This window comes from Bdellovibrio bacteriovorus HD100, from assembly GCF_000196175.1.
Classification (GTDB): domain Bacteria; phylum Bdellovibrionota; class Bdellovibrionia; order Bdellovibrionales; family Bdellovibrionaceae; genus Bdellovibrio; species Bdellovibrio bacteriovorus.
Genome location: NC_005363.1, coordinates 241,659 through 264,788 on the forward strand (window position 1 = coordinate 241,659; position 23,130 = coordinate 264,788).

Genomic DNA, 23,130 nt, shown 5'->3' on the forward strand with positions numbered 1-23,130 from the left:
TTTCGGACATGGTCGGGACGAAAAGAAACCCCTAACTGAGCTTTAAAAGCGAATTGAAACCTGGCCCTTTTTGCTGCGGACTCGTTCCAGTTCGGTCAGCAGCACGGCCATCCGGTCATAGGTCTCCACCGAATGCCCGCTCCAGGTGCTGCGCTCTTGGGGGGCGGGCTCGTTGATGGGGTGCCCACCACGCAAGTAAAGCTGGAACTTCTTTCCTTTGGCGCTAAGGGAATACTCAATGTCGCAGTTTAAAAGCTTCGTCATACGACGGGCGCGCAAATAGGCCTGGGCTGCCCGCTTAAAATGACGTTCAAATTTATCGGCGATGTCTTCGGCAGTAAGTTCAATTTCGATATCTTCAGCTGTGTCACTGGCAGCCACGGAAGTTTCCGATTCCTCTTCCATCGCAAGCTCGGTGTCCTCTTCCTCGTCCGGAGCATTTTTCACAAAGACCAAACCTTGCGCAAAAATGGATCTTAAAGACTTAAACACGTCCGGGCTTTTTCCCAGGCGCTCGCAGAAAAGAGCAAATCCGGATTTCAAAAGATCCGCATCCAAAGGTTCAAAGAACATTTCTGGATTGAAGGTCTGATCTTCTGAAAGCAATGATTCATTCAGCTTCAGGATGGAATCAAAGACCAAAGCATTCGTAAAAGGACCGATGCTGTGCTGGTCATCTTGTTCCGGACTCATCGAGGTGAAGTCGTGGCTAAAGAACACCAAACCGCGTTCTCCGGCTTTCAAGCTGATGTTGTAGCGAGGGTTGTATTTTTTGATCTCGTCGGTTTCAAGCAGAGCCGACTCCAGCGGAGTCCGGCATTCTGTCACAATCAGGTCATAGGCTTGGGTCAACATCTCCAGTTTGAAAGAGTCACGGCCTTTTTGCCCTCGGAAATAACTATTCACCCGATCATGCAGGGAGGTGGCTTTACCGACGTAAAGAATTTCACCCCATTGCGAGACATAGCGATAAACACCCGGCACCTTCGGCAGGTTCAGGCGTTTTTCCTTGGCCATTGGATACTCATACTTGGTGCGCTTCTTTGGAGCCTCGGTGGATAGCCAGGTCTGCATATCCACAAAGGTCAAAATGCCCTTGGCTTCAAGTTCTTTCACCAAGTGCTGCCAGATGATCTTAGTGGCTTCCACGTGACTGGCGCCGCGCTTGAATTCACCTGAAGAGTGTCCAAAGTATCCGGCCAGTCCCTTGATTCCCCGTGCAGGCAGGTTGGGGAAAAGTCTTTTGGCAATTTCATGTGTGCAGATGATGGGGAATTCACTGCGCTTAAAAGTTTCAAAGGCGGCCGTCAGAAAAGGTCTTTCAAACTGGGCAAAGTGAATCACCGCCGGACGATCCTGAATATCCTGATAAAGGCGATCGAAGATGTCAGATAGTGGAGTTGCGCTTTCCAGTTCTTCAGAGGCAATTCCCGTCAGAGCCAGAATGCGACGAGGTACGGGGCGGTCTTCGGCCTGGGCTGACAGCACACTGTGAACCTCGGAGTGGCCTGACAGCGACCAGGCCACCTCTAGAATATCAGCGGCACCGGGTTTGGCCCCCGTGGTTTGTAAGTCCAAAAAGAAAACAGGAAGATCTTTTAAGAGCATGGTGTATCGCTGTTTTTCCAGAATGTTTCAAGATCAGCCAGAATTTTTTGCGACACCAGTTCGCGTGGGCTTTCTTTGAACCAGCCCTGCGGCATGGCTTCAGCATAAACCGGATTCAAGAACCGGCTATCCATCAGGATGATCACACCCTTGTCGGTTTCAGATCTGATCACCCGGCCTGCTGACTGAATGGCTTTGGCCATGGCCGGATACACATAGGTGTAGTTAAAGCCGTTTTCTTTGCCATAGCGGCCGTCAAAGTAAGTGCGAATCTGTTCGCGTTCAAAATCAAAGCTTGGCAATGCCGGTCCAATGACAAAGGCCCCGATCAGCATGTCGCCCGGGAAGTCGACCCCTTCTGAAAAGACGCCACCTTGCACGCCCAAAAGTAAAATCGGCTCGTTGGCGGCTTTCAGTTCTTCCAGATAAATCTGCACATCCAGTTGTTTCATGTCGCGCTCTTGGCGAAGCACACGCAGATGTGGCACTTGAAGCTGTTTTTCCACTTGCGCCAGAAACTCAAAACTTGGGAACAGGGCAATGTAATTGCCTGCTTTCACGCGTGTCACCCGGGAAATGACCTCGGCCACTTTGCCAGAGCTGACCACGCGGTCGCTGAGCTTGGTGGAAATCTGCGGGATGATCATCAGCTGACGGTTCTCGGGTTTAAAAGGCGACTGGAATTCCAAAGTTTTGGATTTTTCCAGATCAAACCCCAGAAGCTCCTGATAGTAAGTGAAGGGTTTCAGCGTCGCTGAAAATGCCACGACATTTTTGAATTGTTTGTAGGCGATCTTCAGTTGTTCTGAAGCATCACAGCAGGTGACCTTCAGCATTTCCGTGAAGCGGCTGTTTTGATAGGTGGTAAAAAACTCCGGCCCCCGGTATTCCAGGGCGGCGATGAATTCACTCCACAGATTCATCAGGCGCAACATCGGGTCGCGGGTGATGATTTCGGTGTCGCTGTCCAGATATTCCGTGGTCAGGGCGCGAATTGAACGCTCATGTTCCAGAAAAGGTTCAATATCAATGTCGACCTTGCGGGAGCCGCCGTCCTCGCCATACTCTTGTATGAGCGACTTGGCTTTGCGGATCAGGGACCCGGCCTGCAAAGAAAACGTCGGCGGCAGTTTGGTGAAGTCGCCTTCCAGAATATCCAGTTCCTGAACACTCAATGACGGCGAGAAATAATCCTGTGCCCGGCTGGGCAGATTGTGGGCCTCATCAATCACCAGATTGGGTTTTTCACCGGCTTCCAGTAACGGTTCCGAAAGACGGCCCAACAGACTGCGCGGGGCGAAGGCATAGTTGTAATCACCAATGACAACATCAGCGCGCTCAATGGCTTCAACGGAAAGTTCAAACGGGCAGACTTCGAACTCTTTGCCCATTTCGACAAGCTTTTCCTGAGTCAGTTTGCGCTTCTTGGAAAGTTTGTTCACCAGATCATGTTCGGCAAGCTTGGTGTAGTAGTCGCGCGCAAACTCACAATAACCCGGATTGCACAGGGTTTCGGCCTTCAGGCACATTTTGCTTTTTGCGGTCAGGGTCAAAGAGCGGATCTTGCTGCCTTGTTCCTGCAGCTTTTCCACCGCTTCTTCCGCGACAATGTGCTGGGAGTTCTTGGGTGTCACATACACGGTTTTTTGCCCGCGGGACAAAGAGTCTTTCAAGTTGGGATAAAGCACACCCACGGTTTTTCCCAGGCCCGTCGGAGCCTGCACCAGCAAAGGATGTTCATCGGCCACCTGGGCTTCAATGCCTTCGATCAGTTCACGCTGACCGGGACGTGGAGTTGCAAACGGGAAGGACATTTCCTCCGCCATTTTCTGCCGGGCTTTGAAAAGCTTTTCTTTGACCTTGGTTTCTTCAACCAGTTCATCCAGACGCAGTGCCAGCCACAGTTCATAGTGGGCGATGTCCAGCTCCACGCGCAGGTCCATGGATTTGAAATTGCGTGAAGACACCAGATGCAGATTCAAAAACGGAATGCGCCCGGTTTCTTTATAGTGGAAATATCCGTATGTGCGCAGCTGCCAGATATAGGGATGATTGTCGTCCGAACGAAGCTTGCGCCAAAGTTCCTCGACATCAAAGGCCGTTTTGATTTCTTCAATTTGCACAGGGTTTTCAGTGATACCGTCGGCACGCCCGGAAATGTGAAATTCATAAGGCCCGGCCTCGAAGACCCAGCTCATTTTCTTTTCCGGAGTATAGTCATCAAACTCGCGCTGACGGCGGCGTTGGATGGCCATATGGATTTCCTGCCCGCTCATCGGAGGGGCGCCATAGCCGGAATGCAGCTCGATACTTCCGCGTCGAGGGCAGGGCAGGGCAAATTGTCGGACATCCAAGGACACTTTTCTCACCCTCTTAAATAATCATAATCGGCGCGTAATAGCGACCCATGGCGTTCCACGTTAAGTGGCTGATTCCAGTAATGACATTTGTGAAGTGGCCCCCTAATCTGAATCTATGAGGGTTTTTTCGTTTCTTTTTTGTTTATTTCTGATTTCTCCGGGCCATGCCGAGGAAACACCAAACCCAAGTCCACAGCCCATTTCCCAGGAAAACCCGATGCCGGTGCCGGCCCCGCAAACCGGGGTTGTTGAAGAGTCCATGCGTGCCGGCCGAGTCTATCTGGAAGACACCCGGGAAGTCCTTAGCAAACGAGTGGTTCGTCTTTCTGAAAGTGTCGATGCCCTGTTTGGAAACACCCGCGCCGATGACGCCCGTAACACCAGCACCTTGCGTGTTTCGCAGACCCTTTATGTTCGTGATGGAGACCTGGGGGCAGAGGACCTTTCGACGTCTCTGAATCTTTATTTGCCGAACTTTCAGAAATGGGAAAAGAGCCTTCGCGACAAGTACTTCAGCCGGAATAACACCGATGAAGGGGGCGAGGGTGAATCCGGTCAGGAGCCCGCCCAGCGTTATTGGGATCTGAACACCGAGGCGGGGTTGGTGGTGACAATTCCGGTGAATTATTTTGCGAAGCTGCGCTTGCGCCGGAACTTCTTGATGGGAATTTTTGAAAATTCATTTTATCAGGAATTTCGCTGGTCCAAAAAAGACGAGTGGGAGGAAACATCATCATTGACCACGGACTATGCCTTCGATCGTGAATTGCTGTTTCGATTTATCAATGAAGCCAACTGGGCCATGACCAACGAACGATTTGGAACTCACCATGGTCCGTCGTTGATTCAGACCTTCACAGCAGATTCGGCCCTGTCCTATGACTTCCGTTTTAACACCAAGATGGAAGGCTACTCCCTTTACGGCGACAGCCTGGTGCTGTCGTCCACGTACACCCAACGAACCAGCATTGACTGGATTTATCTGAAAACCACGCCGGAAATCGCCTGGGCCCGCAAAGATGACTTTGCCCCGGTCATGACGCTTTATCTGAAAGTGGATTTGATCTTTGGTAATGAGGGCAAAGACTAAAGCTTGGATTCACTGATGCCCTTGCTTTTCAGCAGGGCGGGCCAGGAGCCATCGTTCATCACCATATCAATCAACCGGTTCATTTCTCCGGTTGAAATGGGGCTTTTTTCCCTGCTCAGCAGAACTCCCAGTTCGTAAATCTGGTCTGGCTTTTTAGAGACCAGAATCTTATCGCGATCGTCGGGATGTTTGCTCAGGTAAATATCCAGATACTCTTTGGCAATCACGGCAATGTCCGCGCGTTTCATCACGACCGAGCGGATGTTTCCGTCAGGAGTGTTGGTGAACTCAACGTTGAAACCTTTCAGGGCCTTGTTGCTGGTGGACAGCCCCAGGAAACCATAGTGATAGCCTTGCATTCCCTTGATCGTTTTGCCTTTAAGTTCATTGAAGAAGCTTTGATCTTTGGCGCGCTCTTTGTTGGCGACAAAGACCTCGGCGCCAAAACGGAAGATCTTGGTGGTGTCGACCTGTTCGTTGCTCCAACCCCAGGATTTGCTTTCAAACGCAATGATTTGATATCGCCCGGATTTCATATCATGGTATCTTCGGGTGGACGTCGTCGGGACAAAGGTGAATTTATATTTGCTCTGTTTTTTGTTTAGTAATGCGATAAAATCCAGCGTCAGGCCTTCATAGTGGCCGCCGGAGTTGATCACATAGGGTGGAAATTCATATCCACCGACATGGACTTCCACAGGTTTTGCCCATGCGGAAAAGCTGAAAAGAAGCAGAAATAAAGTGAATTTCACATTTACGACCTTAAGGAAGCTTTAAGTGATCGTCAAATTAAAAGGGACAGTATGAAAATCAGAGCCAGCCATATTTTGGTAAAACATCAGTATGAGGCGGAAGACATTTTGCGTGCGCTGAAAAGTGGAAAGACTTTTGAAGAACTGGCGCAAAGGTATTCCCAGTGCCCTTCGGCCCGTGTCGGCGGGGATTTGGGTGTTTTTGCCGAAGGCCGTATGGACGAGGTTTTCGAGGAGGCCGCCTTTGCCCTGAAGGTGAATGAGACAACATTACACCCGGTGCGCACACGTTTTGGCTATCACATCATCCGAAGAACGGAGTAGGCATGAGACCCTTTCTTCCACTGCTGACTTTTATTGCGGTATTTTTGGGGAGTGGATTTTATTATTTGTGGCAGGGTGTGGATTTCGCCTTCTATCAATTACCGTCTCCAGTGGCGACTTTGCCTGCGGTGATTCTGGCTTTCTTCCTTATGAAGGGAACCTTTGACCGGAAGTTGACAACTTTCATGCAGGGGCTGGGGGACTATAATGTCCTTACCATGTGCATGATCTATCTGCTGGCCGGAGCTTTTGGCTCGGTGGTGAAGGCCATTGGCGGTGTGGATGCCACGATATACTGGGGACTCAAAGTGATTCCCGAAAGCCTGATGGTTCCCGGCTTCTTTTTCCTGGCAGCGTTGATTTCGACTGCGATCGGAACTTCAATGGGAACTATTTCCGCACTGGGGCCGATTGCGTTGGGGCTTTCCTCTGCGGGGGGATTGGACAAGACTCTGGTGTTCGGCGCGCTTGTCGGCGGCGCCATGTTCGGGGATAACCTGTCCTTTATTTCCGACACCACAATTGCGGCCACGCGCTCCCAGGGGGCCTCGATGCGTGACAAGTTCCGTGTGAACTTCGCCATCAGTTTGCCGGCGGCCATTCTGACAATGATTCTTCTTTATTTCACGGTGAAGTCAGGTGCGGCTGTGCCGGTGGCTTCCGGCGAACTTTACAAAGCTCTGCCGTATGCGGTGGTGCTGATTCTGGCTTTGTTGGGTCTGAATGTATTTTTGGTTCTGATGCTGGGGATCGTCCTGGCGGGAGCGTTGGGATTGTTCTTTGCTGACTACACGGTCCTGCGCCTGGGGCAGGACATCTATGCAGGCTTTAAGGACATGCAGGAGATCTTCCTGCTTTCCATGGTTATGGGCGGCTTGGGTCAGATGATGAAGGAGCAGGGGGGGATTCAGACTCTGAAGTCCTGGCTTAAAAAGTTGCAGTTCCGCAGTGCCCGCTTGGAAAAAATGTGGCCGGAGTTCAGCATTGCCCTGTCGGTGTCCCTTGCTAACTTTGCCGTCGCGAACAACACGGTGGCCATCATCATCACCGGCGATCTGGCTCGTGAGGTGGCTAAGACCGAAGGGGTCCCACCGGCCCGCAGTGCCAGTATTCTGGATATCTATTCCTGTGTAGTGCAGGGGGTGATTCCTTATGGCGCCCAGATTCTGTTGGCAAGTCAGATGGCAAAGATTTCTCCACTGGGGTTGGCCGGAAGTGTGCAGTATTGTTACTTCCTGGGTCTGGTGACTATAGTCTCGATGGTATGGAGAACCTTGCGTCGGTAAGATAAATTCGAAAGAATATCATCTATATCCGGAGGGAAAATACATGATGTTCTTTAGAAGTCTCACTGTTGTGCTGTGTGTGTTGTCTGTGTGTGCGGTGACATCCGCCGAAGTTGTCAAAGACAATTCCTTTTTGATTGAAGAGGCCTACAACCAGGAGGCCGGGGTTGTTCAATTCATCCAGTCATATCAGTACATTGATCCAGCCCATGAATGGACCTATAACTTCACAAATGAGATTCCAATAACCGATGAAACTCATCAGTTTTCCTATGTGATCCCTGTGATGAAGCTGAACGGTGTTGAAGAGGAAACCCAGGTGGGTGACGTGCTCTTGAACTATCGTTATCAGTTACTCAACACTGACCTTGTCGCCATCGCTCCTCGCTTTACCCTGATTTTGCCGACCGGGGATTATAAAAAAGGTTTTGGTAACGGCGTGGCGGGTTTTCAATTCAATCAGGCGGTGTCTCTGACTCTGAGTGAAAAGTGGACCAACCATTGGAATGCCGGATTTACTTATACTCCGGATGCAAAAAATTCGGATGGGGACACGGCTTCTGTATTCGGATTTAACTTCGGCACCAGTGTTGTTTACAATGTGACCCCGAAAACGAATCTTTTGTGTGAATTTGCCTTTAATAATGCCGAGTCTGTGGTGGCTCAGGACACCAAGGCCAACGAGTCCACCTATTACATCGTTCCTGGGATACGTACGGCCTTTGATGTAGGTCAGGAAACGGAAGTGGTTCCGGGCATTGGTGCACTGCTGGGGTTGGGTCCGTCAGCGGTAGAACATGAACGGGGTGTCTTCGTTTATCTCTCTATCGAATCCAAGCTTTGGTAGAAGGCAGTCATGAGCTGGACTTTAAGAAAAAGACTGTTGTTCCTGTGTGGGGGATTCATCGTTGTTCTGGTGGGAGTGGCGGTTCTTTCCTATGTGAATTCCACCACCTTGATGAATCAGTTTGATAATGTTGCTAAAGTTCAGCTGCCGGCGGTTCGTAACATGACTCTGGCGGATATGATGCATGACGGTCTGCGATCCGTTGTGCTGGCATCCTTATTGGCGGCTGAAAGTAACGAAGCAGACAATCTCAAGGCGATTGCGCAAGAGACAGAGGAAAAAGCAGGTGACTTCCAACGGTATCTGCAGGCTTTGGAAGAATTGCCGTTGAACGAAGGCACTCGTCGAGCCATTGCCGAAACCAAGCCCGAAATGGAAAGGTATATTGGGCAGACCCGAAAGATTGTGGGTCTTGCCAGCACCCAGGGGTATCGGGCGGCCTTAAGCGAGCTTGAAGATTTCAACAAGAGCTTTAAGGTGCTTGAGGAAAAAATGGAAGCGCTGGGGGGGCTGATAGAAAAGGATGCCGAAGCGGCCCATCAATCGGGAGCGGGTTTGAGAACCTTGAATGTGGTGGTGGCAGGTCTTGGTGTTTTGTTCTGTTTGGCGGGTGGAATGCTTGTGACCCAGAGTCTGGTAAGTCGAATGACCCGGTTTGCGGCCAATATCGAAAGTTCGGGAGATTCACTGGATGAAACCAGTGCTCATTTGAATCGTGCCAGTCAGGATTTGGCGCAAGGTGCGACCCAGTCCGCAGCCTCACTTGAAGAAACGGTGGCTTCTCTGGAGGAGCTTTCCGGCATGGTGAAGTTGAACTCTGAAAGTGCAAAAACCGCATCAGCTTTGTCGGCCGAAAGTTTTGCCGCATCCAAGGCCGGGGCCGAGTCCGTGCAGAAACTGATAGCCTCAATGGAGACATTAAAAGAATCCTCCGCGGCGATCCGGGATGTCAGCCAGGTGATCGATGATATTGCCTTTCAGACAAACCTGCTGGCTTTAAATGCCTCAGTGGAAGCAGCCAGAGCCGGAGAGATGGGAAAAGGTTTTGCGGTGGTTGCGGATGCTGTTCGGGGACTGGCGCAAAGAAGTGCCGATTCAGCCAAGGGCATATCCAAGATGATCGAAGAAAGTGTTTCCCGCATTCACGACGGCAGCAAGGCGGCGGCCGAAAGCGGTGAGCAGCTTCAAAAGTTTTTGGACTCAGCAAAAAAAGTGCTTGAGATCAATAACGAAATCGCCGGTGCCAGTCATGAACAGTCCCGCGGCATCACTTTGATCAGTGAAGCAATGAACAGGCTGGATCAGGCTTCACAAAAGAACGCCCAGGTCGCGCAGGAAGTGGCGCAGACCAGCGATCAAATGTCGCAGATGTCCCATGGGATGCAGGGGCTTGTGAGTGAATTAAAGTCCCTGGTCGGAAAGTAAAGAAAGATCACGGACCTCGCCTCGAGGTCCGTAAACAAACAAGCCTTCTTGTTCTTTCATTCAGAATTTCTGCACTTGCAGTCAATCTGGTGAAAAAAGTTTTTACACCTCCAAAAACATTAAATTCCTAATGTGAGTCGGCCGAAGACCTCTGTGAACGGAGGTCCCATGGCAGGAACCACAATAATCACCAAGTCTCTTTTGTTGGCAGCACTTTTGATTCTGGCGGCATGTGCACCAGCCAATGATTTCCCGGCGATTGATGAAACCGGCAACGAAAGCGCCTCGATTGTTCCACCGACTCCTGAAGTGGAGTCCCCGGAAGAAGAAGCGGGCGGCAATACCGGTGCAGGCGGTGGTTCAGCGGTCGCCAGTCAGAAGTTGTTGCTAAATCAGGCCATGACTCTGCGCTATGAAAAATCCGGTATCCTTGAAAATAAGGTCGAACTTCCCCCGGGAACCCAGATCGAAGTTCCGTCCAATTACGAAGTCAAACATCTGGATTACCGCACCTCCAGCGGAGCCATTGAAAGATCCAGCACCGGATTTCTGTATCCGGTGAAGATCGTTTCTGTCACTGATGCGTTCAAAACGCAGTTCCCGCAAAGCAAGATTGATGAAATCAACAAAACCTCGGGTGGACTGTTTGTTTTTGCTTCCATCGTTGGAAACCTGGAAGGAACCGAAGGCAACTTTGCAGTGGTTCAAGCGGCCTCTCCGGGGGAAGGCTTTCTGAAGTATTATCAGCCCAGCGGAAAGCCGAAGTTCAACTATGTCACTTCTGTGACCAAACGGTTTGGTGCGAAACTAAATCAGGGTGTAAAGCCTGAATCAATGTCAGCGGCTCAGCGTGAAAAGTACCAGAGCATCTTTGCAGAATTGCAGAAAGCGGTAAACCGTGAAGTGGCCACGCCCAAGTCTTATTTGATGATCGATAAAAAGGTCGCGACCCAAAGATCCATCGACTTTGAAAAAACCGGAGCGATCACAACCACCGGGGCCTGGAGCATTGCGACTCAAGGCACGGCGGTTCGCCACGGGTTTGCGAATGTTCCTTGTGCAGAATTTCAGTCGGAACTTTTGCGTCAGGCTTATCAGCGCGCAGGCTATCGTGTGACGGATGACTTTAACAAAACCAAAGGCAATCAGCTGATCTGGTCCAGCACTGCGGCGGTCGTGAACTATTCCATGGCCCTTTACAAGGCGGGCTGGATCGCCTGGGATTCCACAAAGTATCGCCCGATTTTGGGTGCGATCATGATGAATGGCGCAGGTTATACTCCGGGGCATACTTATATTTCCGGCAGCAATGACGGTTTGATCATCGTGGATAACGGCGCCCCTCAGGGCCGGGATTTAAGAAAAACGACAGATAAAACGATTTCCATCATGTTCCAAGTGGGTGTGTTCTTCCTTCCTCCGGGAATCAACCCGCCCGCTTGGTAAGCGTCAGCACATTTCCCAGCAGACACAGAACCACACCCAGGATGATATAAGGCGTCCAGTGGAAGTTCTCAAAGAAACTGGAAAGTGTCAGAGCAATCACCGGAGAAAGCACGCTGGTATAGGCGGCTTTCTCCGCTCCAATTCTTCCTGCCAAAGACAAGTATGCGCCAAAGGCGATCACCGATCCGAACAACGCCAGATAGAACAGCGCCCCCAGGAAACGGGCATTCAGGGGAATGCTTAAATCATGTTGCAGCACCAGGGCCACAATCAGGGTGAACAGACTTCCGTAAAGCATACCCCAGGTGTTGGTGACGACCACGGGAATGCGCTTCTGATAGCTTTTCTGCGCGACCATGTTTCCCAGGGAAGCCGAGAGTGTTGCCAGGAAGCCCACCAGCAGACCCCAGATAGTTCTGGAACTGGGATCAAAGTTCAGAATCTCGTTCAGGAAAATGAATACGATTCCCACACCGCCCAATAAAGAACCCCAGATCACATTCTGTGTGATGGGTTTTTTGAAGAACAGACGCATTCCAAACATATTGTAGTAAACCAGCAGGGTGAAACTTAGTGCGACCATCCCTGAGCTGACCATGGTTTCCGCCACATAGGTCAGCATGTAGTTGATGGAAAACATCAGCACACCCTGGCCTGCAAACAGCAGATGATCCTGGCGGGAATACTTCAGGTTTTGTTTTTTCCAGAAACAGAAAAGTAACAAGATAGCCGTGGACAGCAGGAAACGCCAAAACACCGAAGTCACTGGCGACGCCGCATCGATCTGGAAGGTGATCACCAGCCAGGTGGAGCCCCAGATCAGGGTGCAAATTGCATATAAAATCAGATTCTCAAATCTTGCAGGCATCGGCGAAATTTAGCAGAAGGTCCAAGTACGGTCACCGGATTCCTGTCGAATCGCATCTGGGCCAATGAATCTTGTCAAAATTCCATAAGACTTCTGCCGATGCCCCCGGGGAAGGCGGATAATGATGCTGTTTAAACAAAGGAGCATCTTATGGAACCGCAAAGATCGAACTTTGAAAAAACACCTAAAGAGATTCCGAAACAAGAGAAAGTCTCGAAACCGATTCAGCGTCCTGAAGAAAAACCCGTGGTACTGGCCGAAACTGAAACCTCACCCGCGCAGTGGGTGTGCATGGTTGTCGGGGTGGCTTTTGTGCTGGTCGGAATGGCAGGGTTTGTGCTGCCGAACCTGTTTGGAATGCATCTGGGCTGGACCCACAATCTGGTGCACATCTTCTCGGGAATTGCGGCATTATGGTTTGGTGTGAACAATTCGCTGCTTTCGGCAGAGCGCTTCAGTTATGTTTTCGGAGCCATCTATGGGATGTTGGGGCTTGCCGGATTCCTTTTCGGTTCCAACACCAGTATGATTCCTCCGGCTATGGACTATGATTCGTTCTGGTGGCGTTTGGTTCCTGGCTATCTGGAGTTGGGTACCGCCGATCACATCGTGCATATTCTGATCGGGGCGGCTTTTGTGATCGGAGCCTGGCTGACGGCCCGAAAGCTGGATCGCATGGCTCCGAAGGGAACCACCTGGCATTGATTCGTGAATAAAAAAAGCCCCGGTTTTCCGGGGCTTTCATTGATAGTTAAGGACTAGTCTTCGTCCTCATCCTCGTAATCGTCGTCTTCATCCTCATCATCGTCGTCGTCGTCGTCGTCATCATCTTCGTCTTCATCGTCCTCATCGGCTTCTTCATCAGCCTCGATGCGGATCAGCCAACCCTCTTCGTAAGGGTCTTCCATGATCAAAGATGGATCGTCGATAACCTGGGAGTTCACTTCCACCACAGTTCCGGCAACCGGAGTGTAGATGTCCAGTGGACCGTCATCAGTTTCAAGGGTTCCGATTACAACATCTTCTTCGACCTGTTCATTTTCTGCAGGAAGGTCCACAGAAGAAATGGATTCGAAGTCTTCAAGACCGTCTTCGTTGATACCGATAGTGATGAGTCCATCTTCCTTTCGGATCCACAGATAGCCCATAAAATTTCTTACGTCGTCAGATGCCATATTCTTTCCTTATCTAAAGCTGATCTAGTCCAGCGATGCGAGCAAGCCCGCATCGCCTCCTGCGCAAAAGCGCCTTAACAATCGTAGTACAAGTGGAACTCGTAGGGAACCGGTCTTTGTTGAACCGGACGCACTTCTTTGTCGATTTTGTACTGAACCCAGGTCTCGATCAAGTCATCAGTGAAAACATCGCCTTTTTTCAGGAAGCTGCAGTTTTTCATCAGGTGATTCAAGCTTTCTTCCAAAGTGCCCGGAACAGAAGGGATCGCCGCTGCTTCTTGTGGAGGCAGACCGTAGATGTCTTTGTCCAGTGGATCGCCCGGATTGATTTTGTTGATGATGCCGTCAAGACCCGCCATCAGGATGGCTGCTTCTGCCAGATAAATGTTGGCAGATGGATCTGGAGTACGGAACTCAATACGTTTTGCCTTCGGATTTGGACCGGAGTTCGGGATACGCATTGCCGCAGACCGGTTTTTGAAGCTGTAAGCCAGCTTGGTCGGAGCTTCAAAGCCCGGAACCAGACGCTTGTAAGAGTTGGTTGTCGGGTTGATGATACCGCAAAGAGCCGGAGCGTGTTTCAAAACGCCACCGATATAGTGCAAAGCCATTTCAGAAAGGCCTGCGTATTTGTTGCCGGCAAACAGGTTTTTTCCATCTTTCCACAGGGACATATGGATGTGCATGCCGGAACCGTTGTCGCCGAAGATCGGTTTTGGCATGAAGGTCACGGTTTTACCGTAGCGTTTTGCCACGTTTTTCACGATGTATTTGAACCACATCATTTTGTCGCCCATGTTCAGAGCGGTGTCGAAGCGGAAGTTGATCTCCCCCTGGCTGGAAGCGACTTCGTGGTGATGACGTTCCACTTGCATGCCGCATCTTTCAAGCTCAAGGCAGATTTCGGTTCTTAGATCCTGCTGGGAATCTGTCGGCAGAGCCGGGAAGTAACCCTCTTTCGGACGGATTTTGTAACCCAGATTTTTGCCACCTTCGTCGCGTCCGGTGTTCCAGACAGCTTCGTCACTGTCGATCATATAGAAGGCCGAGTTGTTGGTTTGTTCGTAACGGATGTCATCAAAGATGAAGAACTCCGCTTCCGGACCGAAGTAAGCCGTGTCAGCAATGCCGGTGGACTGCATATAAGCGATGGCTTTTTTCACCACTTGGCGAGGGTCACGGTTGTAGGCTTGAAGTGTTTCAGGAAGGCAGACATCGCAGATCAAAGACAATGTTGGAACCTGCATGAACGGGTCCATCATCGCTGTGGAAGGATCCGGCATGATGATCATGTCTGACTCTTCGATCCCTTTCCATCCGCGGATCGAGCTTCCGTCAAAGCCGTAGCCTTCTTCAAAAGCTTCAGCAGTCAGTTGGTGCAAAGGCACAGTCAGGTGCTGCCAAGTTCCAAGCATATCGCAGAACTTCAGATCCACCATTTTCGCGCCTTTTTCATTGGCGAACTTCAATACATCTTTACCGGTCATCGTGAGCCTCCCTGGGGGTTAAAACTATAATCTAAAGAGCCTGCTCGTCCTTCTCACCGGTGCGGATGCGAAGGGCTGAGTCCACAGGAAGCACGAAGATTTTGCCGTCACCAATCTTGCCTGTGTGAGCTGTTTTGCGAATGGCCTCGACAGCGCTGTCGACCAGAGCTGTCGGAAGAACCACTTCAATTTTTATCTTTGGGAGAAAGTCGACAACGTATTCGGCGCCTTTGTAAACCTCAGTGCGCCCTTTTTGTCGACCGAAACCACGAACTTCTGAGACAGTGATCCCTTCAACGCCGACCTCTGAGAGAGCATCGACCACATCATCAAGCTTGAAGGGTTTTATGATTGCCTCAATTTTTTTCATCTACTTCTTTGTTCGGGAAAACGAAATTCTAAATTTAGATTTTCAAAAGGATAGCAAAGGAACTCAGGAATGCAAAAACTAGAAAGGTCATTTAATTTTTTTAATTTCTTAATAACGCAGACCAGTAAGTGTCACTGCTTGGAAAAAAAGAAAAAGCGTCGGCAAAGCGGCTTGCGGTGCCATGTGGTTTTTGGTACACACGGGACCTCTTTTTCGGAAAATCAAACTTTGTTGTCGTACTCGGGGGGGATAATGACTACAACGCGTTTTTTCGTATACGGTTCTTTTTGCGAGGGCATGGTCCATTTCAGCAAGATCCAGAATTTCGTGGAATCTTCAGTATTTGCAAGGGTTAAGGCGACTGCCTACCGCTTGAAAGTGGGCTTCCCGGCGGTGGTCAAAGGGGGATCTGACCTGGTTCCGGGGCAACTGATTGAACTTAAGGGATCCGATCTATTGTTGAGCCTGATGGATGAGTTCCACGGCTACAACCGCATGGATCCCGACAAGAGCCTTTACTCCAGAGAAGAGATCGAAGTGCACCCGGAAGGCATGTCTGCTCCGGTGAAAGCTTGGATCTACTTCCTGAATCCTCTGAAGCTGCCGGTGAATGCCACGGTGATTTCAGGCGGCGACTGGAGACGCTCCATGGAAGAACAGCCGGTGCTGACTTCCAAACTGAGTGAAAAACAGGTTACCTATATTCAGAGACTGGGTCGCTCCTCTGGCCGGGAGATCGTACCGATTGATTTGACGCTCTATCGTGAGCTGATGAATCTTGAGCTGATCGTCGATAAAGGTCGTCGACTGGCGCTGTCTAAACTGGGCCAAGAGGTTTACAGACACCTTGCCTAATACAGAAAAGCTTTTCCGCATTGTTCTTATCGAGCCCGAAATCCCGCAAAACACCGGAAATATCGGGCGCACGTGTGTTGGCACCAACTGCGAACTGCACATTGTGGGAAAAATGGGCTTTGAAATCAACGACACCAATCTGAAGCGGGCGGGGCTGGATTACTGGCCTCACCTGACGTGGTATCGCCACGAAACCTTCGAGGACTGGTGGAAACACGTTGAAGATCCGTCCCGCATCTGGCTTTTCACCACCAAGACCCAGCGCACCTATTTTGAGCCCCAATATCAATCCGGAGACTGGTTCGTTTTTGGTAAAGAAACCAAAGGACTGGATCCCGAGTTCCTGCAAAAGCACCCACAGCAGACCGTCACCATCCCCATGATTGGGGAGGGGGCTCGCAGCCTGAATCTCGCCACCAGTGTGGCGATCGCGGCTTATGAGGGTCTTCGTCAGGTGCGATTTACATTGCGATAGTTTAAGGCTTTGGTCGGGGTCGCTCTCGAGGAAGTCTTTGAAATTCTGAATGAAATCGCGTCAATGACGCATCCAGAAATTGCCCCCTTACCTTGCCGCCTCTGTCAATTTGGGTCTATCCTCTTAGGCTATGGTTACACAAATTTTGACAAAAATGTTCGGAACGAAGCACGACCGTGAGATGAAAAAGATCCAGCCCACCGTGGATCGTATCAATGCCCTGGAACCTCAGATGGCAGCCCTTACGGATGATCAACTCAAAGCCAAAACTCCTGAGTTTCAAGAGAGACTGAAGAAGGGCGAAACAGTTCACGATATCCTGCCGGAAGCATTCGCGGTTTGCCGTGAAGCCTCCAAGCGTGTGTTGGGAATGCGCCACTATGACGTTCAGTTGATCGGTGGTTATGTTCTGAATCGCGGCAACATCGCCGAGATGAGAACGGGTGAAGGTAAAACCCTGGTGGCGACTTTGCCGGTTTACCTGAATGCTCTTACGGGCCGCGGTGTTCACGTTGTGACTGTGAATGACTATCTGGTTCGTCGTGATGCTGAGCACATGGGTCGTCTTTATGGCTGGCTGGGTCTTACCACGGGTATCATCGTTCACGGTCTGACAGATCAGCAGCGCAAACAGATGTACGCTTGTGACATCACTTATTGCACCAACAATGAACTTGGTTTCGACTATCTTCGCGACAACATGAAGTTTGATTTGAACGACTATGTTCAAAGACCTCACTATTATGCCATCGTCGATGAGTGCGACTCCATCCTGGTCGATGAAGCGCGTACGCCGCTGATCATTTCCGGTCCTGCGGAATCCTCCACTGACAAATACTATGCTGTGAATCAGATCATCCCGCACCTGAAGCGCGATGTTCACTTCACCATGGAGGAAAAATCCAAAACAGCCTCCCTGACTGACGCCGGAAACGCGAAAGTCGAAGAGCTGATGGGACTTTCCAATCTTTATGATCCACAAAACATCGAGATCCTGCACCACGTGTATCAGGGCCTGAAAGCTCACTATCTGTATCGTCTTGATGTGGAATACATGATCAAAGACGGCGAGATCGTGATCGTCGATGAATTCACCGGACGTTTGATGCCAGGTCGTCGCTGGAGCGATGGTCTGCACCAGGCGATTGAAGCCAAAGAAGGCGTTGAAGTGAAGTCTGAGAATCAGACTTTGGCGACCATCACCTTCCAGAACTATTTCCGTATGTACGAAAAACTGTCTGGTATGACCGGTACGGCAGATACTGAAGCGGTGGAGTTCAAGAAAATCTACAATCTTGAAGTGAACGTGATTCCGACCAACCGTCCGATCCAGCGTAAAGATCAGGAAGACGTGGTCTACAAATCAGAAAAAGCGAAATTCAAAGCCATCACCGCCGACATCAAAGAGCGTATGGCCAAGGGTCAGCCGATTCTGGTGGGTACTGAATCCATCGAAAAATCCGAAGCTTTGAGTGCGTTCCTGCGCAAAGAGGGTGTTAAGCACGAAGTTCTGAATGCAAAACACCACGAACGTGAAGCGGAAATCATCGCGCAGGCGGGCCGCAAAGGGGCTGTGACCATCGCCACCAATATGGCGGGTCGTGGTACTGACATCATGCTGGGCGGTAACGCTGACATGCTGGCAAAAGCTCAGGTGGGCAATGATGATTCTCCGGAATTCGCGGAAGCGGTTCAGAAAATCAAACCTCAGGTTGAAGCCGAGCGTGCGGAAGTTCGCTCTGTGGGTGGTTTGTACATTATCGGTACTGAACGTCACGAATCTCGCCGTATCGACAACCAGCTGCGGGGTCGTTCCGGTCGTCAAGGGGATCCGGGTGAATCCAGATTCTATCTGTCTTTGGAAGACAAACTGATGAGAATCTTCAACGGTGAGCGCATCCAGAAGATCATGGAAATGCTGAACATCCCTGAAGATGAACCAATCACAGCTAAAATGGTGACCAACGCGATCGAAGGCGCTCAACGCAAGGTCGAAGGTCACAACTTTGATATCCGTAAAAACCTGATGGAATACGACTCTGTGATGAATGCGCAGAGAAACGCCATCTACGGCATGCGCCGCAAGGTTCTGGAGGGTCAGGAAATCGAAAGAACCACTTTGGACTGGCTTGGTGATGTTGTTTCCAATCTGCTGGATACGCACATCCCTGAAGGTGGAAAAAAAGAAGAGTGGAGCCTGGAAGGCCTGAACAACTCTCTGGCACAAAGCTTCGGTTTCAAAATCGACTTTGCGACCATGGCGGTGAACACCGAGACGGTCACGGACGCGGTGAAGTCCGGTGTGAAGGAAGTTTGGGAACGTCAGAAAAATTCCATGGGTCCGTTCTTTGAACAGGTTCAGAAGATGATCCTTCTTCAAAGCATCGATCACCACTGGAAGAACCACTTGTACGTGATCGACAAACTGAAAGAGGGTATCTCTTTGCGCGGTTACGCACAGAAAGACCCTTTGATCGAGTACAAAAAAGAGGCGTTCAAAGCCTTTGAAACTTTGAACAACACCATCAAGTCTGATGCGATCGAAAAAGTGATGCGCGTTCAGCTGGTGGCTCAGCAAAACGAGCAGGAAGTTTTGGAAAGCCTGCGTCCGGAAGAAGCGGACCTGGATGAGTTGGATTATTCATCTCCTAGCGAAGCGGACATCGGTCACAGTATTCCTGAGACTTCTGAAGATGCTCCAAAGCGCAAGATGACCTTCCAAAGCGGCCCGCGTGATGATCGTCCCATGAACCGCGAAGAGCGTCGTCGTATGGACAAAGACACGAAGGGAAAAAGATAATTGGCTTCTTGTCCAAGTTGCCACCAGCCGGTAGAGATTCTTGATAAGCATCTGGGGACTCTTTTCACGTGTTCCCACTGCAATGCGGTTTTCTTTGTCGACTGGAATGGACAGCCAGAAATGGCGCAACACGAGCCGGAGCCAGAAACTCCGGCCGAGTCGTTTTCAGAGCCTGCACAAAGCTTTCAAAACGGCACCGACTTCCAAGGGGGACAGGATTTCCAGCAGCCTGGAAATGATTTTGTTCCACCTATTCAGGATTTCTCTGCTCCGCAGGAAACTTTTACTCCCGACAATTCCATACCAGAACAATCTTATCAGGATCAGTCGTATTCCAACGAACAGCAGTATGCCGAGCAGGCGTATGAGCCTTCGCAGGATCCGGGCATGATGGCACCTCCGCAGGACAATGTTTCCTATGCGGAACCAGTGGAAGTTCCCGGTGAAGTTCCTCCAATGGAAGAAACCCCTTACGATTTCAGCCAAACTTTGGATTCTGTGAATTCGCAGCCGCTGAATGAGCCTGCGCCGATGTCTTCAGACACGGCGGATTTTTCTGATGTCACTGATTTTGCCAACGCCGACACGGCGGTGGGGCCGCTGGCTTATACGGTCACTATTGATGGCATTGAATCCAGTCGTTTGCTTGCGCAGTTGCGAGAGGCCATGACCGATTCCCGCTTTGGCTGGGATGTGGCGGATTTGCTGTCGCACGTGGGGGGCGGACGTCTGATTTTGCATGGCCTGACTCCGGCTAAAGCCTCTGTCCTTATCAACCGAATAAAGTATCTGCCTTTTAAAATTTCCTGGAGGCAAGATGTCCTGTCTGGTTCTTAAAATTTCGTCTAGCTTTTTGACAATCCTTTTGTCTGCTTCCGCGGCTTTGGCCAGCGGGGGAGAAGAGAGCGGCAAGCCTGCGGATGCAAAAGACGCCCCGAAAGAAGTTAAACCGCGCGAGGAAAGTTACGGCGTGGTTCAGGCTCGGGTGGCGGCTTTGGAGGCCAAGATCCGTGCGGGTGAAACGGAAATTCAAAAATTGATTTTGGAAAAGCAGCACACCAAGGATCCAGCCAAGGTGAATGAGATTCTTCAGCACATGATGACCCTGCACAAGGATCTGGCAAAGAATCTGAAGGACTACGACAAGGAAAGAACCCTTCTTAAGTACCGCTACCCTGAAAAGGGCCTGGCGGACAAACGCGAGTATGAGCGCATTGATCTGAAATCCATCGAAGAGATGGAAAATCAGATGAGCCTGGGGTCGTCTGTAAAGCGCACCCTGAAGAAGGTTCGCACTCAGTACGAAGCTCCGGAAGATGTAAAAAAGGTGGAAGCGTCAGAGGCTGCTGACGGGCATAAAAAGTCCGTTCCTCAGGCTCCGGCCAGTCTGACTGATCCGGTCATCCTGAAAAAATAAAAATCCCTGTCCCAGTTTGAGACAAAAGAAAGTTGCTCGCTTTCGAGGAACGGGCGAAGCTGGTACCTTAGAAGAATGGGGGAAGTATGCTCCGATATGCGGCTATACCGTTGATTTCGCTTGGCCTGATGCTGTCTGCCTGCCAGACATCCATGCTGAAGCAGTTTGAAGAAATCACGCCAGGAATGGAAAAAGACGACGTTCTGGATCTGATGGGCAGCCCCACCCAAACTCAAAGATTTCATGGCAAAGACCGCTGGACTTATGTGTTCTATGATAAGCGCATCAAGTTTGTGAAAGAAGTGCAGTTCTTTGAAGGCAACGCCATCTATGTTGGTGATGTCTGGCAGCCGCCGGCTGAAAAGAATGCCGTGGCCATGGATTCACTGAACGATCGCAAGAACCGCGAGATCGACGAACAGATCGCCCGCGATGTGGAAGGTCACCGTCGTTCCTATGATGAGTATGAAAAGAAATCCAAAGGCGAAGACAAGGTTCGTTACGTTCCGGATTTCGAGCCGGTTCGTTAAGTACTTACTGCCCCTGAGGCAACACCAGGGGTTCACCCAAGACGGAGATCACTTCATAGCCGGTGATCTCTAAAGTGTCCGAGGGATCTTTCCCGTAAAATTTCACACCCGTCCAAGCCCACTCGCGCGGCCATTCATCCACCACATTGCGGAAATAGATTTTGCCACCTTCGCGAATGCCCGGGGCGGTGATGTCGAATTCAAAATCACTGACGGGGCTGGCGAAGATCCGGGCAAACGGAATCGGGAAGGCCGCGATGTGATTTTGATCATCGCTGACCACGCATGGGATGCGCACGACCATCTTCGGAATTTCACCGGAAATCGCCACACCTTCGGCAGAAAACAGCAAGTCCACGGTTGGATAACGATCACACACAAACACCCGGGAACCGGCAGGGCTCTTCATCAGGAACAGACCCAGTTTGATGCCGGGGCCGTCACTGAACTGATCCAGTTCGACATTCTTCAGAACCTGGTATTTGAAAGCTTTTTTGAACTCTTCCGGGGTGGCTTCGCTCAAATCGAAGCTGTCCGAGACGGAGCCCACCGAGCTTAAGCCGCCGTCCGAGGCGACTTTTCGTTGCGGGGAAAGTTTTTCGTTCAGCAGATGCAAGGCAAAGGGAAGAGCCGCCATCAGTAAGATCAGGCTCATCATGCGCGACATTTTTTGTAGCGGTGACTTTTGTCTCTTCATATTAGTACTCGCACTTTATGGTATCACGATCCGCCTGAGTCAGGGTGTTGCGGATGGTGTCTGAACTTAAAATACTCCACATAACGCTGGCTATGGTGTTGTCGCGGTGTTTGAGACCCAACACATGTCCCAGTTCGTGCACCATCAAACTTTCCAGATGTACACCTGAGCCCATAGACGGGGTGTCGTAAGTAAAGAAGTTAAAGAACTGGTCGTTCAGGATCAGATCTGCTTCATAGATCTGGTTGGAGCGCCAGTACAGGGTCGTCAAAGCCTGATAGTTCTTTTTCGGAGCTTCCTGCCAAGGCCAGTTGTTTAGGACGTGCACGGTGCTTTTTGAGTCTTTGGCGGCAGAGTTGGTTTGGGAATCTGTCACACGACTGAAGGTGAACAAAGTCATGCCGGCAGCATCGTTCCAGTGCTGGGCCGCTTTGTTAAGTGCGTCTTCGTATTCAGTCGGATAGCTGCCGTGAAGTTTCAATTTAACGGGGATGTTGGATTTCCAGGAAACACGCTGACCGTAAGAGTTTTGCACAAAGCCACAGTCGGCTTGATTTTCACTGGCTAATAGACCGTCGTCGCCGGGCCCAAGACTGGGGCCCTTTTCGCAGGCGCACAAAGATAGAAGTGTGAGAGAAAGGACGATCCACTTGAACATATACTTGTCAGTTTACACGAGTTTTAAACGCGCAACCTGACAAGAAATGAATACTCGACCTAGGACCTAGTTATAGAACTGAGCGATATCGTCGTGGTTGCGGATATAGGTTTTGAAATCCGGGGACACATAGCTGGACTCATGGATTTTACCCATCGGGCATTTTTCCAAGCCCGACATGCTTTCGCCATCCCAGCCGCAAGCGCCGACATACCAAGCTAGCTGGCTGTAGTCGACTTTGTAAGCAACCAGGGTAGTTCCTTTAAAGATCGCCACGACTTCTTCCAAAACGGTTTTGCCGTCAGTGTGGAAGTCACCTTGCAAAACGGTGTCGATCCAGATGAAGGCTTGTTTGTCAGAGATGCGTTCAAGTTTTGTGAACTGAAATTTTGTCAGGAAAGAGTCGCGCACGCCGTTTGTGTAAACAATCATCTCGCGGTAAGGCTTCACGCACTCTGCAGATTTGCAAACCGATTTGTAGTCTGCGATCAAGTCGTAGAACTTGTTCGCGCCCACGAATTGCTTGTCAGCCAAGGCGTTGAAGGAAATCAGATTCACGGCCAACATCAGGCCCATCATCAGCTTTTTCATAAAAAGTCTCCGTTCAGGTGGACTTTGTATAACCCCCGTGGGGGCGTTTGTATAACTGAAAATGACGGA

22 protein-coding genes and 1 pseudogene are annotated in these 23,130 nt (G+C 50.5%); 13 read left to right on the forward strand and 10 right to left on the reverse strand.

Annotated elements, in window-relative coordinates; genetic code table 11:
* Positions 1-42: 42 nt before the first annotated feature.
* Both BD_RS01175 and BD_RS01180 read right to left on the reverse strand, forming a co-directional pair.
* Positions 43-1,578, reverse strand: a complete 1,536-nt coding sequence (locus BD_RS01175; RefSeq protein WP_011162854.1) for a GIY-YIG nuclease family protein — start codon at positions 1,576-1,578, stop codon at positions 43-45.
* 20 nt (positions 1,579-1,598) lie between these two features.
* A complete protein-coding gene (locus BD_RS01180) occupies positions 1,599-3,977 on the reverse strand; it encodes an ATP-dependent DNA helicase (protein ID WP_011162855.1) in 2,379 nt (792 codons plus the stop codon).
* Between the two features lie 208 nt (positions 3,978-4,185).
* On the opposite strand from BD_RS01180, the gene BD_RS01185 reads away from it, so the two are divergent.
* Positions 4,186-5,058, forward strand: a complete 873-nt coding sequence (locus BD_RS01185; protein ID WP_231839236.1) for a hypothetical protein — start codon at positions 4,186-4,188, stop codon at positions 5,056-5,058.
* On the opposite strand, the gene BD_RS01190 is transcribed toward BD_RS01185, so the two are convergent.
* A complete protein-coding gene (locus BD_RS01190; protein WP_011162857.1) occupies positions 5,055-5,810 on the reverse strand; it encodes a substrate-binding periplasmic protein in 756 nt (251 codons plus the stop codon). The genes BD_RS01185 and BD_RS01190 overlap by 4 nt on opposite strands.
* A 51-nt stretch (positions 5,811-5,861) precedes the next feature.
* Between BD_RS01190 and BD_RS01195 the strand changes: the two genes are divergently transcribed.
* The 5 genes from BD_RS01195 to BD_RS01215 all read left to right on the forward strand — a co-directional run bounded on the left by BD_RS01195 (position 5,862) and on the right by BD_RS01215 (position 11,138).
* Positions 5,862-6,134, forward strand: a complete 273-nt coding sequence (locus BD_RS01195; RefSeq protein WP_011162858.1) for a peptidylprolyl isomerase — start codon at positions 5,862-5,864, stop codon at positions 6,132-6,134.
* 2 nt (positions 6,135-6,136) lie between these two features.
* The gene (locus BD_RS01200; RefSeq protein WP_011162859.1) at positions 6,137-7,420 is read left to right on the forward strand and encodes a Na+/H+ antiporter NhaC family protein; all 1,284 of its coding nucleotides are present in this window, start codon (positions 6,137-6,139) and stop codon (positions 7,418-7,420) included.
* Between the two features lie 43 nt (positions 7,421-7,463).
* Positions 7,464-8,267, forward strand: coding sequence for a transporter (locus BD_RS01205; protein ID WP_011162860.1), 804 nt, complete (start codon positions 7,464-7,466; stop codon positions 8,265-8,267).
* Positions 8,268-8,276: 9 nt separating this feature from the next.
* Positions 8,277-9,692 carry a HAMP domain-containing methyl-accepting chemotaxis protein gene (locus BD_RS17925; RefSeq protein WP_011162861.1) on the forward strand — a complete coding sequence of 472 codons (1,416 nt, stop codon included), beginning with the start codon at positions 8,277-8,279 and terminating at the stop codon, positions 9,690-9,692.
* A 168-nt stretch (positions 9,693-9,860) separates the two neighbouring features.
* Complete coding sequence (locus BD_RS01215) at positions 9,861-11,138, forward strand: hypothetical protein (protein ID WP_011162862.1); 1,278 nt, start codon at positions 9,861-9,863, stop codon at positions 11,136-11,138.
* On the opposite strand, the gene BD_RS01220 is transcribed toward BD_RS01215, so the two are convergent.
* Positions 11,119-12,006 (reverse strand): DMT family transporter, encoded by an 888-nt coding sequence (locus BD_RS01220; protein ID WP_011162863.1) that lies wholly within the window; start codon positions 12,004-12,006, stop codon positions 11,119-11,121. The genes BD_RS01215 and BD_RS01220 overlap by 20 nt on opposite strands.
* Before the next feature lie 150 nt (positions 12,007-12,156).
* Here BD_RS01220 and BD_RS01225 point away from each other — a divergent pair, with 150 nt between their 5' ends.
* On the forward strand, positions 12,157-12,711 hold the full coding sequence (locus BD_RS01225) for a DUF4383 domain-containing protein (protein WP_011162864.1): 555 nt from the start codon (positions 12,157-12,159) through the stop codon (positions 12,709-12,711).
* Positions 12,712-12,764: 53 nt separating this feature from the next.
* On the opposite strand, the gene BD_RS01230 is transcribed toward BD_RS01225, so the two are convergent.
* The 3 genes from BD_RS01230 to BD_RS01240 all read right to left on the reverse strand — a co-directional run bounded on the left by BD_RS01230 (position 12,765) and on the right by BD_RS01240 (position 15,038).
* Positions 12,765-13,181, reverse strand: a complete 417-nt coding sequence (locus BD_RS01230) for a glycine cleavage system protein H (protein ID WP_011162865.1) — start codon at positions 13,179-13,181, stop codon at positions 12,765-12,767.
* 74 nt (positions 13,182-13,255) lie between these two features.
* Positions 13,256-14,668 (reverse strand): type I glutamate--ammonia ligase, encoded by a 1,413-nt coding sequence (gene glnA / locus BD_RS01235; RefSeq protein ID WP_011162866.1) that lies wholly within the window; start codon positions 14,666-14,668, stop codon positions 13,256-13,258.
* A 31-nt stretch (positions 14,669-14,699) separates the two neighbouring features.
* Positions 14,700-15,038 carry a P-II family nitrogen regulator gene (locus tag BD_RS01240; protein WP_011162867.1) on the reverse strand — a complete coding sequence of 113 codons (339 nt, stop codon included), beginning with the start codon at positions 15,036-15,038 and terminating at the stop codon, positions 14,700-14,702.
* A 252-nt stretch (positions 15,039-15,290) separates the two neighbouring features.
* Between BD_RS01240 and BD_RS01245 the strand changes: the two genes are divergently transcribed.
* The 6 genes and pseudogenes from BD_RS01245 to BD_RS01270 all read left to right on the forward strand — a co-directional run bounded on the left by BD_RS01245 (position 15,291) and on the right by BD_RS01270 (position 21,115).
* A complete protein-coding gene (locus BD_RS01245) occupies positions 15,291-15,893 on the forward strand; it encodes a gamma-glutamylcyclotransferase family protein (protein ID WP_144313893.1) in 603 nt (200 codons plus the stop codon).
* On the forward strand, positions 15,886-16,368 hold the full coding sequence (locus BD_RS01250; protein ID WP_011162869.1) for a tRNA (cytidine(34)-2'-O)-methyltransferase: 483 nt from the start codon (positions 15,886-15,888) through the stop codon (positions 16,366-16,368). The genes BD_RS01245 and BD_RS01250 overlap by 8 nt, the downstream gene beginning before the upstream one ends.
* A 130-nt stretch (positions 16,369-16,498) precedes the next feature.
* Positions 16,499-18,988, forward strand: a pseudogene (gene secA / locus BD_RS01255) (preprotein translocase subunit SecA); the annotation flags it as partial.
* 300 nt (positions 18,989-19,288) lie between these two features.
* Positions 19,289-20,005, forward strand: coding sequence for a hypothetical protein (locus BD_RS01260; protein WP_231839237.1), 717 nt, complete (start codon positions 19,289-19,291; stop codon positions 20,003-20,005).
* Between the two features lie 16 nt (positions 20,006-20,021).
* On the forward strand, positions 20,022-20,585 hold the full coding sequence (locus BD_RS01265; protein WP_231839238.1) for a hypothetical protein: 564 nt from the start codon (positions 20,022-20,024) through the stop codon (positions 20,583-20,585).
* Positions 20,586-20,671: 86 nt separating this feature from the next.
* The gene (locus BD_RS01270; RefSeq protein ID WP_011162873.1) at positions 20,672-21,115 is read left to right on the forward strand and encodes an outer membrane protein assembly factor BamE; all 444 of its coding nucleotides are present in this window, start codon (positions 20,672-20,674) and stop codon (positions 21,113-21,115) included.
* 4 nt (positions 21,116-21,119) lie between these two features.
* Here BD_RS01270 and BD_RS01275 read toward each other — a convergent pair whose 3' ends face one another.
* From BD_RS01275 to BD_RS01285, 3 genes are all read right to left on the reverse strand, one after another.
* On the reverse strand, positions 21,120-21,773 hold the full coding sequence (locus BD_RS01275; protein WP_231839239.1) for a hypothetical protein: 654 nt from the start codon (positions 21,771-21,773) through the stop codon (positions 21,120-21,122).
* A gap of 40 nt (positions 21,774-21,813) precedes the next feature.
* Positions 21,814-22,470: a matrixin family metalloprotease gene (locus BD_RS01280; RefSeq protein WP_011162875.1), complete on the reverse strand. Its 657-nt coding sequence runs from the start codon at positions 22,468-22,470 to the stop codon at positions 21,814-21,816.
* Between the two features lie 66 nt (positions 22,471-22,536).
* Positions 22,537-23,061, reverse strand: a complete 525-nt coding sequence (locus tag BD_RS01285; RefSeq protein ID WP_011162876.1) for a hypothetical protein — start codon at positions 23,059-23,061, stop codon at positions 22,537-22,539.
* Positions 23,062-23,130 lie beyond the last annotated feature (69 nt).

Excerpts from the sequence above, each read along its gene's own strand:
- BD_RS17925 (WP_011162861.1), top strand. The coding sequence starts at position 8,277 with ATGAGCTGGACTTTAAGAAAAAGACTGTTGTTCCTGTGTGGGGGATTC.
- BD_RS01245 (WP_144313893.1), top strand. The coding sequence starts at position 15,291 with ATGACTACAACGCGTTTTTTCGTATACGGTTCTTTTTGCGAGGGCATG.
- BD_RS01285 (WP_011162876.1), bottom strand. The coding sequence starts at position 23,061 with ATGAAAAAGCTGATGATGGGCCTGATGTTGGCCGTGAATCTGATTTCC.
- BD_RS01225 (WP_011162864.1), top strand. The coding sequence starts at position 12,157 with ATGGAACCGCAAAGATCGAACTTTGAAAAAACACCTAAAGAGATTCCG.
- BD_RS01230 (WP_011162865.1), bottom strand. The coding sequence starts at position 13,181 with ATGGCATCTGACGACGTAAGAAATTTTATGGGCTATCTGTGGATCCGA.
- BD_RS01275 (WP_231839239.1), bottom strand. The coding sequence starts at position 21,773 with ATGATGAGCCTGATCTTACTGATGGCGGCTCTTCCCTTTGCCTTGCAT.
- BD_RS01215 (WP_011162862.1), top strand. The coding sequence starts at position 9,861 with ATGGCAGGAACCACAATAATCACCAAGTCTCTTTTGTTGGCAGCACTT.
- BD_RS01200 (WP_011162859.1), top strand. The coding sequence starts at position 6,137 with ATGAGACCCTTTCTTCCACTGCTGACTTTTATTGCGGTATTTTTGGGG.
- BD_RS01240 (WP_011162867.1), bottom strand. The coding sequence starts at position 15,038 with ATGAAAAAAATTGAGGCAATCATAAAACCCTTCAAGCTTGATGATGTG.
- BD_RS01205 (WP_011162860.1), top strand. The coding sequence starts at position 7,464 with ATGATGTTCTTTAGAAGTCTCACTGTTGTGCTGTGTGTGTTGTCTGTG.
- glnA (WP_011162866.1), bottom strand. The coding sequence starts at position 14,668 with ATGACCGGTAAAGATGTATTGAAGTTCGCCAATGAAAAAGGCGCGAAA.
- BD_RS01220 (WP_011162863.1), bottom strand. The coding sequence starts at position 12,006 with ATGCCTGCAAGATTTGAGAATCTGATTTTATATGCAATTTGCACCCTG.
- BD_RS01270 (WP_011162873.1), top strand. The coding sequence starts at position 20,672 with ATGCTCCGATATGCGGCTATACCGTTGATTTCGCTTGGCCTGATGCTG.
- BD_RS01195 (WP_011162858.1), top strand. The coding sequence starts at position 5,862 with ATGAAAATCAGAGCCAGCCATATTTTGGTAAAACATCAGTATGAGGCG.
- BD_RS01280 (WP_011162875.1), bottom strand. The coding sequence starts at position 22,470 with ATGTTCAAGTGGATCGTCCTTTCTCTCACACTTCTATCTTTGTGCGCC.
- BD_RS01185 (WP_231839236.1), top strand. The coding sequence starts at position 4,186 with ATGCCGGTGCCGGCCCCGCAAACCGGGGTTGTTGAAGAGTCCATGCGT.
- BD_RS01260 (WP_231839237.1), top strand. The coding sequence starts at position 19,289 with ATGGCGCAACACGAGCCGGAGCCAGAAACTCCGGCCGAGTCGTTTTCA.